The 12,415-nt window shown below is 43.9% G+C and carries 9 protein-coding genes; 6 read left to right on the top strand and 3 right to left on the bottom strand.

The features are described 5' to 3' along the window. Window positions 1-212: 212 nt before the first annotated feature. Window positions 213-3,308 carry a heavy metal translocating P-type ATPase gene (locus ACPUEY_RS06485; RefSeq protein ID WP_425121570.1) on the bottom strand — a complete coding sequence of 1,032 codons (3,096 nt, stop codon included), beginning with the start codon at window positions 3,306-3,308 and terminating at the stop codon, window positions 213-215. Window positions 3,309-3,390: 82 nt separating this feature from the next. Between ACPUEY_RS06485 and ACPUEY_RS06480 the strand changes: the two genes are divergently transcribed. The 3 genes from ACPUEY_RS06480 (at window position 3,391) to lon (ending at window position 6,981) form a co-directional block, all read left to right on the top strand. Next, a complete protein-coding gene (locus ACPUEY_RS06480; RefSeq protein ID WP_131273272.1) occupies window positions 3,391-3,771 on the top strand; it encodes a MerR family transcriptional regulator in 381 nt (126 codons plus the stop codon). Between the two features lie 49 nt (window positions 3,772-3,820). Further along, window positions 3,821-4,408 (top strand): 5-formyltetrahydrofolate cyclo-ligase, encoded by a 588-nt coding sequence (locus tag ACPUEY_RS06475; RefSeq protein WP_131273273.1) that lies wholly within the window; start codon window positions 3,821-3,823, stop codon window positions 4,406-4,408. A gap of 146 nt (window positions 4,409-4,554) precedes the next feature. After that, complete coding sequence (lon, locus tag ACPUEY_RS06470; protein ID WP_425121569.1) at window positions 4,555-6,981, top strand: endopeptidase La; 2,427 nt, start codon at window positions 4,555-4,557, stop codon at window positions 6,979-6,981. A 264-nt stretch (window positions 6,982-7,245) separates the two neighbouring features. On the opposite strand, the gene ACPUEY_RS06465 is transcribed toward lon, so the two are convergent. Next, complete coding sequence (locus ACPUEY_RS06465; RefSeq protein WP_425121568.1) at window positions 7,246-8,205, bottom strand: M28 family peptidase; 960 nt, start codon at window positions 8,203-8,205, stop codon at window positions 7,246-7,248. A 155-nt stretch (window positions 8,206-8,360) separates the two neighbouring features. Between ACPUEY_RS06465 and rlmH the strand changes: the two genes are divergently transcribed. The 3 genes from rlmH (at window position 8,361) to ACPUEY_RS06450 (ending at window position 10,783) form a co-directional block, all read left to right on the top strand. Next, entirely contained in the window at window positions 8,361-8,843 is a 483-nt protein-coding gene (gene rlmH, locus ACPUEY_RS06460; protein ID WP_131273276.1) for a 23S rRNA (pseudouridine(1915)-N(3))-methyltransferase RlmH, read from the top strand. Between the two features lie 205 nt (window positions 8,844-9,048). Further along, window positions 9,049-9,825, top strand: coding sequence for a dioxygenase (locus tag ACPUEY_RS06455; protein ID WP_425121567.1), 777 nt, complete (start codon window positions 9,049-9,051; stop codon window positions 9,823-9,825). A gap of 190 nt (window positions 9,826-10,015) precedes the next feature. Continuing rightward, a complete protein-coding gene (locus ACPUEY_RS06450; RefSeq protein ID WP_425121566.1) occupies window positions 10,016-10,783 on the top strand; it encodes a DUF4377 domain-containing protein in 768 nt (255 codons plus the stop codon). Between the two features lie 71 nt (window positions 10,784-10,854). Here ACPUEY_RS06450 and gdhA read toward each other — a convergent pair whose 3' ends face one another. Further along, window positions 10,855-12,198: an NADP-specific glutamate dehydrogenase gene (gene gdhA, locus ACPUEY_RS06445; protein WP_425121565.1), complete on the bottom strand. Its 1,344-nt coding sequence runs from the start codon at window positions 12,196-12,198 to the stop codon at window positions 10,855-10,857. Between the last annotated feature and the right edge of the window lie 217 nt (window positions 12,199-12,415).

Below are 12,415 nucleotides of genomic sequence, written 5' to 3'. Positions count from 1 at the left end.
TTATATTGTTACTTAGACAGGTAGGACATTTGATTTGTAGCGTTATTTTCATACCTCTATTTTATCAAAAGCCATATTGTTTTTTTCAGCATACTTTTTGAAACACCACCACATTTTTAAATTTTATTCCCCCTCATATTGATTGATATTTTATGCAAAAAAAATACCCAAGATTTTCATCTTGGGTATCTCATTTAAGTTTTGGCATTCAGTTATTTAGACTTTTGCAGCCGCAAAGCATTAATCACGACAGACAACGAACTCAGCGACATGGCCACTGCAGCAAGCATCGGGGTTAATAACAGCCCAGTCAATGGATAAAAAACACCCGCCGCAACCGGCACACCTAGGCCGTTATACACAAAAGAGAATGCCAGGTTCTGCTTCATGTTCTTCACGCCCAGTTTTGCCATATGGATCGCATCGGCTACACCGCGAATATCACCTTTGACCAAAGTCACCTGAGCCGTCTGTTTGGCAATATCGGTACCATTGCCCATCGCCACACCGACATTGGCCTGGGCAAGAGCCGGTGCATCATTAATGCCATCGCCCGCCATTGCCACAACTTTGCCTTGAGCCTGATATTTCTTAACCAGATCTAATTTTTCAGTCGGGGTACAGTTGCCATAAACCTGCTGAATGCCCAGCTCAGCCGCGACTAACTTGGCATTCTGTTCATGGTCACCGGTCGCCATTACCACTTCAATGCCATCGGCAATCAGCTGATCAATCACCTGATGGGCATTGTGTTTAATCGCATCATGAATGGAGATATAGGCCAACACCTGCTGCTCATTGGCCAGGAAACTGATCACATTACCGCTCTCGCGCTCAGCATTCAGCTTCACTTGAGCATGTGCAGAAAGCTGCAAACCCAACTGATCAATCAGCTTTTGACTGCCCACATACAGGGTTTGACCCTCAATTTGCCCTTTCACCCCAAAACCGGTGACATCTTCAAAATCACTGACTTTCAGCAATTGTTCATGCGGAACCAGCCTGGTTAAAGTCTGTGCAATCGGATGGGTTGAATACTGTTCAATCGAGGCAATCCATTGTTCCACCTGCGTTTGCTGGGCTTTATCTGAAAGCAGTTTAATCTCTTTCAGGCTCGGTTTACCTTCAGTCAAGGTTCCGGTTTTATCGACAATTAAAGTGGTGACTTTGCTTAAGGCCTCAATCGCTTCTGCATCTTTAAACAGCACGCCCTTTTGCGCTGCCCGCCCTGTGGTGGCCATCACCGACATCGGCGTTGCCAGCCCTAAAGCACATGGACAGGCAATAATCAGTACTGCCACTGCACACATCAGCGCCAGATCAAACTGAGCTTTGCCAAAGAGCATCCACGCCATAAAGGTCAACACACTAATCGCCAGAACAATCACCACAAAATATTTGGCAAATACATCGGCCAGTTTTTGTAACGGCGCTTTGGAACGCTGTGCTTCCGCCACGGTCTGAATCATTTTCGCCAAGGTGGTATTGGCACCCACTGCCGTGGTTTGAATACGGATACTGCCCTGCTGGTTCACCGTACCGCCAATCACTCGGTCATCAACTTCTTTTTTCACCGGAACAGGTTCACCAGTCATCATGGCTTCATCGACATAGGTTTTGCCTTCCACCACAATGCCGTCGAGTGGAATCTGGTCCCCTGAAGAAATCTGCAGGATATCGCCCTGTTTCACCATGCCAATATCCACTTCAACCACCTGATCATGCTGCACCAGTTTTGCGGTATGCGGTTGCAGTTTCAGCAAGGATTTAAGTGCGTCTGCAGTTTTGGCACGGGCTTTCAGTTCCATGATTTGCCCGAGCAAACTCAAGGACACAATCATACAGGCCGCTTCATAATACACGGCAACCCCATGACCGGTTTTGGCCTGCATCGGGATCAGGGATGGAAAAACCGTCGCCACAAGACTGTAAATAAATGCCGCCAGCACTCCGACACCAATCAGGCTCCACATGTTCAGGTTGCGGGTTTTATAGGAAATCCAGCAACGCTCAATAAAAGGTTTTCCTGCCCAAAGGATGACGGGAATAGACAACACCAGTTCAATCCACGGCTGAATATGCTGCGGAATAAAGGCATGAATATGCGAACCCATGGCCAGCGCAAAGACAATTAAAGTCAGTGGCAACGTCATCCAGAAGCGACGGCTGAAATCGACCAGCTCAGGATTGGGGGCATCATTTAAGCTTGGCTGCATCGGCTCCAATGCCATGCCACAGATGGGACAGGTTCCCGGCCCTTTCTGCACAATTTCAGGGTCCATCGGACAGGTATAGTCCATATCTTCCGCGCCTTCTGGCACAGGTCGCTGGTCTGCCGGAAGCAGATAAAACTCGGGGTCGCCTTTAAATTTTTCCAGGCAGGACGGGTTGCAGAAATAGTAAGTTTTCGCCTGATACTCTGTTTTTAAATCGGTTGAAGTATCCACCGACATGCCACACACAGGATCAATTTCTGAACTCTGTACTGATGCAGGATGAGTTCCGCCACAGCAGCTGGATTTTTTTTCTGCAACGGCCGCTTTTGCTGTTGAACCGCAGCAGGAAGATGCTGTTGGCTGAGTCTGCACATATTGCTCAGTCTGCTGGTTAAATGCAGTCAAACAGCGTTCTGAACAGAAATAATAGTCTTTTGATTCAAACTGGCTGTGCCATTTAGAATCGGTTTTCACCTGCATGCCACAGATGGGATCGACCGTTGTTTCACTCACTTGCTCTACGGTTTGCGCTTTGGTTCCCGCACAACAGCCTGAGGATTGCGCTACTGCTGGTTGATTTTGCGAACCACAGCAAGACTTTTTTTCATCTGCTTTTGGTTTAGATGCACAACCGCAGCCCGAAGCTTTAGGTTTATTTTTTTCTAAATACTGTTCCGGATTGGCCTGAAATTTATCCAGACAGCCCTGACCGCAAAAATAATAACTTTTATCTAAATAGGTAGTGTGCGGCTTGGATAAATCTGTCACGGTCATGCCACAGACAGGATCAATATATTGCTCTGCTTCAACCTTTTGATTGCCACAACACGAACTGGATGATGCAGCAGCTTTTGCCCGACTGGCACAGCCACAGCCGGAAGCTGGCTTGTTTTGCTGCTGAAGGTATTGCTCAGGAGAATTGATAAATTTCTGTTTGCAGCCATGGCAACAGAACAAATATTTTTTCCCCTCAAATTCAAAAGCATGTTCCGAATGCTCAGACACATTCATTCCACATACTGGATCAACTGTTACTAATTCAAGAGCTGAATTCTGTTTTGCACAGCAGGAAGATTTTTGTTGCTCATTCATCCGACTCACCTGTTTTATTCTTTCATTGTGTTAGCATAAAGTCTGTACCCAGGTACAGAGTCAAGTCATTTGAGGATATTTTATGCTCACCATCGGAAAACTGGCCAAACACTGTCATGTCAATGTCGAAACCATTCGCTATTATCAGCGCATCGGTTTAATGCGCGTACCTGAATCCACGCAGAGCTACCGCTATTACAACGACAAAGACATTGAAACCTTAAGCTTTATTCAAAAAGGCAAAGATGCAGGCTTGCAGCTCAGTGAAATACAGGAATTACTGCAACTTCAACTCGAAGACCGTGAACAGGTAAGGCATGTCATAGAGCAACGCCTGGAAAAAATTGACCAAAGGATTCAGGAATTGCAGGCACTCAAAACCCGTTTAAGCAGCTGGGTGGATGAATGTAAAACCACCAGTGAAAGCGGCTGCCCGATTTTGAAAGAGCTGAAAAACAGTTAAACTGCTTTATAAGATGAATATTTATCTATTTTTTGGGAACAAATAAAAGATGTCTGTGGATTTAAAAGTTTTACGCAAGCAACTTCGACATCAGCGCAGAGCAGTTTCCAGCTTTCAACAAAAACAGGCACAACAAAAAGTACTTCAGCAACTGATCCGGCTCAAACATTTTCAGCATGCAAAAAAAATTGGTGTGTATCTGCAGGCTTTTGGAGAGATTCATACCAGACAAATTATTGAATACTGCTTTAAAAAGCATAAGCAGGTCTATCTGCCGATGATTTGCAGCATGAACCAGCAATTGCACTGGGTCAAAATTACGCAACAACAATACCGGAACAATCAGTTTTCATATCATCCCTTGGGCATGAAAGAACCGATGGCCGGGCGTGGGGCGCATGTTTCGACGCTGGATTTTTTAATTATGCCTTTACTGGCTTGTGACCTCTATGGCACACGTATAGGCATGGGTGGCGGTTTTTACGACAAAACCCTGGCCAGTGCACCCCATAAGCCCTATCGGCTTGGTCTTGCACATGACTTTCAATTGATTCCATTCCGCCTGCATCGCGAAACCTGGGATCAACCTCTGGATGCCTTACTTACCCCAGCAAAATATCTACATTTTAAGCGTTGAATTGGTATTTTTGACTGATAGGAATATTTTAAAATCACATATTTACTCATTTTTTATACATTTTCATTTGCCCTGCCCTTGTAATTTTTAAAATACACTTCACTATAAAAATATGGCAACACCATTGTTACTCATTAGGAGTGCCCATGTCTGAAATTATTATGAATCAAGAAACCTTAGATGCACAGGTTCCAAGCGTATTACCACTTTTAGCGCTACGAGATGTGGTGGTTTATCCACACATGCAAATTGCGTTATTCGTAGGTCGTGAAAAATCGATCAAAGCAGTTGACGTGGCCCGTAACAGTGACAATCTCGTATTTGTAGTTGCACAACAAGATTCTCTTACAGAAGAAATTGATCACGACAACTTATATCAATACGGTACTGTCGCGAAGATTGTGCAAGTTGTGAATCATGAAAATGATGAAAACTGTATAAAGGTACTCATTGAAGGCTTACACCGTTCCAAGCTAGTCAAAATCATCGACCATGATGAATACTTATCAGCCGAACATGCCATTAGCCCAATGACCGTGAATGTTGCGGCGGCCTCTCAAGCGACACGTGTGCAAGAACTGCGAACTTTATTTGCCCAGTATGCAGAAGCCAAATTACGTAATGCACGTGAATTGATTACTGCTGCAAATAAAATCGATGACTTGTTGCAACTGTTGTTCTTTGTGGCCACCCGTGTGCCCTTGAACATCGATATCAAGCAAAAGTTCCTGGAACACGATGACTTTGAAGCACATCTGACTGAGCTCATGACTTATTTGCTGCAACAGTCTGAAGAACAGCAGATCGAACAAACCTTGCATGACTCGGTAAAACGCCAGATGGAGAAAAACCAGCGCGAATATTTCCTGAATGAAAAAATGAAGGTGATTCAGCGCGAGCTTTCCGACATGAATGGCGGTGCTGAAGATGATGTCGCAGAAATTGAACGTCGTCTGGAAGAAGCCGATTTACCGGAACACGTGCGTAAAAAAGCCGAATCTGAATTCCGTAAGCTCAAAGCCATGCAACCGGCTTCAAGTGAAGCTGCTGTGGTGCGCAATTATATCGAGGCGATTTTAGATACGCCTTGGAATAAAGCCAGCAAAGTCAGCATCAATTTGGCGAAAGCACAAGAGATTTTAGATGCCGATCACTACGGTTTAGATGAAGTCAAAGACCGTATTGTGGAATATCTTGCAGTACAATCTCGTGTGAAAAAGCTCAAAGGCCCGATTCTTTGCCTGGTTGGCCCTCCAGGGGTAGGTAAAACTTCACTTGGTGAGTCGGTTGCCAAAGCTACAGGTCGTGAATTTGTGCGTATGGCCCTAGGTGGCGTACGTGACGAAGCGGAAATCCGCGGTCACCGCCGTACTTACATTGGTGCGATGCCGGGTAAAATCGTGCAATCACTGACAAAAGTTGGCGTGAAGAATCCGCTGTTCTTGCTCGATGAAATTGACAAGATGGCACAGGACTACCGTGGCGACCCTGCTTCTGCCTTGCTTGAAGTACTGGATCCATCACAAAACAGCAAGTTCAACGATCACTACCTCGATCTTGATCTTGACCTGTCTGAAGTGATGTTCATCTGTACTGCAAACAGCATGAATATTCCTGAGGCTCTTTTAGACCGTATGGAAGTGATCCGTCTGCCGGGTTATACCGAAGAGGAAAAAGTCAATATTGCCGAGCGTTATCTGGTTCCTAAAGCCATTAAAGACAACGGTTTGCGTGCAAAAGAATTGACCATTCATGAAGAAGCGATTCGTGACATCGTGCGTCGTTATACTCGCGAAGCCGGTGTGCGTAGCCTGGAACGTGAAGTGTCAAAAATTGCCCGTAAAGTGGTGAAAGAAGCGGTCAGCAAAAAAGCCAAAAACCTGCATATCGATGTCACTGCTGAAAACCTGTCTGATTACCTAGGCGTACATAAGTTCGACTTCGGTATGGCAGAAGAAGAAGCGCAAGTGGGTCGTGTCAATGGCTTGGCTTGGACTTCGGTGGGTGGCGAATTGCTTTCGATTGAAGTTGCAGCCGTAAAAGGTAAAGGTAAATTCATTACCACCGGTTCACTCGGTGATGTCATGAAAGAATCCATTACCGCTGCAATGACTGTCGTACGCACCCGTGCCGATGCCTTGGGTATCGAAGCTTCAAGATTTGAAGAAACCGATATTCATGTGCATTTGCCTGAAGGTGCAACACCGAAAGATGGTCCATCTGCAGGTTTGGCCTTAACCACTGCACTGGTTTCAGCCTTCACGGGCATTCCAGTTCGTGCTGATATCGCCATGACCGGTGAAACCAATCTGAGCGGTCGTGCAATGCGTATTGGTGGCTTGAAAGAAAAACTTTTAGCTGCACACCGCGGTGGCATTAAACTGGTATTCATCCCTCAAGAGAACGCTCGTGACCTGGTGGAAATTCCAGAAAATGTTAAAGCCGGCCTGGAAATCAAGACCGTGAAAAGCATTGATGAAATCTTGCCATTTGCCTTGGTTGAAGCGCCGAAACCGCTGGTGAAAGCTCCAATTGTTAAACCAATTGCAGAAGGCAAAGCAGCCCGTCATTAATTGTAATTTGCTACAAAAAAAGAGAGCTTCGGCTCTCTTTTTTTGTGTAAAAATTTGAAGATATTTATAAAGCATCAACTTGAAAAATCAGCAGCTCATCCCCAATTAATATTATAGAGACACAGATGCGCTGTAAGTTTCTAATTTATTTCTAGTTAGAAAGTTGTTAATAAGTTATGTGAATGGTCATCTACATCTCCAGGTGGATGACCTTTTGATCGCAGTCCCAGTATTCTATTCAGGGACTGCGTTTTTTATGGGTTTCTATTCATCAGCCTGCATCATTAAACTATAAGCCAGTCCATCGATCACCTGGGCCATTTTGGCAATATTTAGTGTTTTTAAGGTATCCGTGGCTCGATGATAGTGCTTGTTACGGAAATGACCCGTATCGGTAATCATCATCGCGGGAATATCAAGCTTCCAGTAATTCAGATGATCTGAAAATTCCATCCCCGTGATAAAGGACGGTGCCACCAGTCGTTGACATTCCAGGCGGTCCAGTATTCGCATCGATTCACAATATTTCGCACTCAAGTCATAGGATTGTATATTACTGACCGCTGCAATAAAGTTACCATGTTGCGGATAAACCCATTTCAGTCCAACAGGATATTCCTGCACCAGATTTTCATCAAAAAACCCGATCATCTCTAAAATATACACGCCCCGGATGTGGTCTTTTTGGGCTTGAATGGATTTTGCATGCACAAAACTGCCCATCTGTTCGGTCTTGAAAAATGGCGGCTCCTGCAAGGTATAAAACACAAATTCGACATTATGTGCCAGCTGGGATTTCTGCTGTACCAATATGCGCGCGGTTTCAATCACCCCGGCTACTCCGGAAGCATTATCATCTGCTCCCTGCTGCTCCCCAAACACGTCATAATGCGCACCGACAATAATTTTGTCGGAGTGACCTGCGGTTAAAGTACACACCACATTGCGGTAACCCAAACCATTGACCGCATAATTCTGATACTGGCAAGGGATGCCAAACAAACGCATTTGTTCTTTAATCCATGCGGAAACACGCTGTAATTCTTCTCTATTCTTATAATGGCGATGTCCCTGCGGGCCGATGATTTGCTCCAGATAAACCTTTAAATTATCGGTACTGGCAGGTGTTATGCTGGGTGATGCCCAAATTGAAGTATTCAACAAAAGCGTGCAAAGAAAAGTGCTCAACCATAAGCCTGAATTTTTATCCTTTTTTAATCTCATTGATTATTCGTCCTCTCTTCTTATGCATATTCAATCCATTACTGAAGATTAAAGCAGCATCTCGCAAGGCTTTTCAATTGCAATTTGTTGCTCAAAAACAAGTAAAACCAGTTTTAGCGTTTATAATAAAGAGGACTCTCAAATCATCGAATCTTATGAAAATCCGTATTATTACCATCGGTCAAAAAATGCCAGCCTGGGTGCTCACCGGTTTTGAAGATTACTTCAAGCGTATCCAGCCTTTTGTGCAGACTCAAATTATCGAATTACCTATGGCAAAACGCGGAAAAAACGATTCTGAAGCCGATATCCTGAAATATCGCCAGATTGAAGGTGAAAGCATTCTGAATGCACTGAAACACAATGAAACCCTGATTGCCCTTGAAGTCGGAGGTAAAGAATTCAGTACTGAAAAACTGGCTGAAACCATGAAACAATGGATGCTCGAAGGGAATGATATGGTCTTGGCGATTGGCGGTCCGGATGGGCACTCCGAAGCGGTACGTAAGGCTGCTGCATGGCACTGGTCTTTATCCAAGCTTACCCTGCCTCACCCTTTGGTTCGCGTCATGCTGATCGAGCAGCTCTACCGCGCAATGAGCATCAACCATAATCATCCTTATCATCGGGCGGGTTGAACGGCTTCATCCCGCACTAGGTGATTTAAGCTGGACAATACCGTATCAGGCGAACCTATTGCCAAGCTTGGGTTATCCACCTGACCGGACCCTGCATTATTGTTCCAAAAAAGGAACAATATGTTGATATAAATTGTATTTATTTCATTTCTCTTTATTTGGCATCATAGCCTCAATCGATGTTATTTAAATTAGGCGCATCAACATGAATCTACAGACTTTACCCGGTTTATTTATTTCGCATGGATCACCCATGCTGGCGCTGAATCCGGAACAGGTTGGTCCTGCGTTGGAGCGATTGAGCTTAAACCTGCCTCGGCCTGAAGCCATTATTGTGATGTCTGCCCACTGGGAAAGTAATGCACTTGAGGTCAGTAGCAGTGTCCGCCCTGAAACCTGGCATGACTTTCGCGGTTTCCCGCCAGAGCTGTATGAAATACGCTATCCTGCACCGGGTCAGCCTGAACTCGCAGAAGAAATCCTGCATCTTTTAGCCAGTGCCGGCTTTGCTGCGCATGCCAATAGCACCCGCCCTCGGGATCATGGCGTGTGGATGCCATTGCTGCATATGTATCCTGCTGCCGATATTCCGGTGGTAGAAATTTCTTTTCCGATGAACATGTCTGCCGAAGATATTTATAAAATTGGCCAAACCCTGGCACCCTTGCGTGAAAAGCAGGTGTTGTTGATCGGTTCGGGAAGTATTACCCATAACCTGCGTGAACTGGCATGGCATGGTGAAGCCGCTACTGTGCCGGAATGGGCTTCTACATTCCGTAACTATGTGGTCAATAAGCTGAACCATAATGATTATGCTGCGGTACTGGACTGGCAAACCATTCCTTATATAGAGCGTAATCATCCAACCTTGGAACACTTTGCTCCATTATTCTTTGCCATGGGCACAGGTCACCGTTTTAGTATTGTGCATAGCAGTTTCAGTATGGGTTCTTTGGGTATGGATATTTATCGTTTCGATTAATTCATGGTTCTTGGACTTTTCACAAAGTATTTAAAAGAAATCTGCCCACCAATTCATAACTTTTTATTAGTAATTAACAAAATTATAGTTATGGATACATTTTGAAACCGAATTCACCAAAATGTATCCATATTTTATAAACGCTTATACTTTATTCTCTTAAAAATTTTCAAAACCAGATACTTTTAAAATGAAATTTAAACTTCTAGCAATTGCCCTTTTCCCTCTTACGCTTACCGCCTGTCAATCTGGCGATATACAAAAAGCTGGAGATGTCGCCATGTCTGTCTTACAACAACAAAATGCAGATCAAACGCTCAGTACTTATCAATGGAGTACAACTACAGGCACTGCACCAAAACCACTGCTACTGAATTTTGATCATAAAGGACATTTAAGTATTGCAACCAGCTGTAATGGCATGGGTGGTAGCTGGAAAGTCGAAAATAATCAGATTATTACCGGTAATCTAATCTCTACCCAGATGACATGTGAAGACTCAGCCATGCAGCAGGAAAAAGTTGCTACAGATTTATTTGCTAACCGCAAAGCACCGTTCATTCTAGATTTAAAAGATCCACAGCAACCAACATTAACCATAGTTTCAGCAACAGGTCAGAAATACATATTCACCGGCACCATGACGCCGGAAAGCAAATATCAAAGTCAGGCTGAAACCATTTTTCTGGAAATTTCACCTGAAACAAAACCATGTACTGGGGTTGCACCACAAACCTGTTTACAGGTTCGGGAGGTTAAATACAGTGAAAGCGGGATAAAAACCCAGGTCGATAAAGACTGGACTTTGTTCTATGACAAAATCGAAGGTTTCACCCATACCCCAAACGAACGCCAGATCATTCGTGTTAAACGTTATGAAATCAAGCATCCCGCTGCAGATCAGTCGAAATATGCTTATATCCATGACATGACCGTTGAACGCTCAACAGTGAAATAAATAGTTTATTCAAGACATAAAAAAACCGATGCCAAGGCATCGGTTTTTTTAAAGCTTAAACCAAGTCAGACTTAGAATACACCTTGAGCAAGCATGGCATCAGCTACTTTTACGAAGCCTGCAATGTTCGCACCGTCAACATAGTTCACAGTACCATCTTCTTTAGTACCGTATTTTACGCAGTTACGGTGAATTTCTTTCATGATCGCGTGTAAACGCTCATCAACTTCTTCGAAAGTCCAGCCTAAACGCAATGCGTTTTGTGACATTTCAAGACCAGAAGTGGCAACACCACCTGCATTCGATGCTTTACCTGGAGCATATAGGATTTTCGCTTCAACGAATTTCTCAACCGCTTCAAGTGTAGAAGGCATGTTTGCACCTTCAGCAACACAGATTGCGCCATTTGCAAGAAGTTTAGCTGCATCGTCTGCATCTAACTCGTTTTGAGTTGCACATGGAAGTGCGATATCACACTTGATACCCCAAGGACGTTGACCTTCAAGATATTCAAAACCGTGTTTAGACGCAAATTCTGAAATACGGCCACGTTTAACGTTTTTAAGTTCCATCACTTCTGCAAGAAGCTCATCAGTGAAACCATCTTTAACGAATACCGTACCCGCAGAGTCAGAAAGTGAAACCACTTTCGCACCCAGGAACATTGCTTTTTCAGCAGCGTATTGTGCAACGTTACCAGAACCAGAAATCGTTACGACTTTATTTTTGAAGCTGTCGCCACGAGTTTTCAGCATTTCCTCAGCGAAATACACAGTACCGTAACCTGTTGCTTCAGGGCGCGCCAATGAACCACCAAAAGTCAGACCTTTACCAGTGAATACACATGAAGTGTCATTGCTGAGTTTTTTCATCATACCGGCCATGTAACCCACTTCACGGCCACCTACACCGATATCACCTGCAGGGATGTCAGTATTAGAGCCAAGATGACGGTACAACTCGATAATTAATGCCTGGCAGAAACGCATGATTTCGCCTTCAGACTTACCTTTAGGGTCGAAGTCTGAACCACCTTTACCACCGCCCATAGGCAATGTAGTCAAGGCATTTTTAAAAGTTTGTTCAAAACCTAGGAATTTCAAAATTGAAAGGTTCACTGAAGGGTGGAAACGCATCCCCCCTTTAAATGGACCGATAGCTGAGTTGTACTGTACACGGAAAGCACGGTTTACGTGAGTTTGGCCTTGGTCATCTACCCATGAAACACGGAACTGAATCGCACGTTCAGGTTCTACAAGGCGTTCAAGTAATCCATGATCAGCATATTCTGGATTCTTTTCAATGAATGGCCAAAGGCTAGTCATTACCTCTTCTACAGCTTGTAGAAACTCTGGTTGATGTTGGTCACGTGATTTAACGTAGTTTAGGAAGTCGTTAAGGCTGTTGTATTTCAACGCTTAATCCTCAGCAGAAAATGGATCAAAATTGGTCAAAATTTCAATCAATGATATATTTTGGCGCAAAACATTAAATATCACTTGCACCCATTCAGCAATAGTTTTTTGAAAAAAACTTCAATTATCTATATAGAACATATATTTAATTATTAAGTCTTTTTTATTATATGTTAAATAACTTTTAGCTATATATCGGTGTAATATTTTGCCCGAT

The sequence above is a fragment of the Acinetobacter sp. G11 genome (assembly GCF_049808495.1).
In the GTDB taxonomy this organism is placed as follows: Bacteria; Pseudomonadota; Gammaproteobacteria; order Pseudomonadales; family Moraxellaceae; genus Acinetobacter; species Acinetobacter kookii.
The sequence above is the reverse complement of the archived record's forward strand: the minus strand, read 5'-3'. Positions and strand labels throughout refer to the sequence as shown.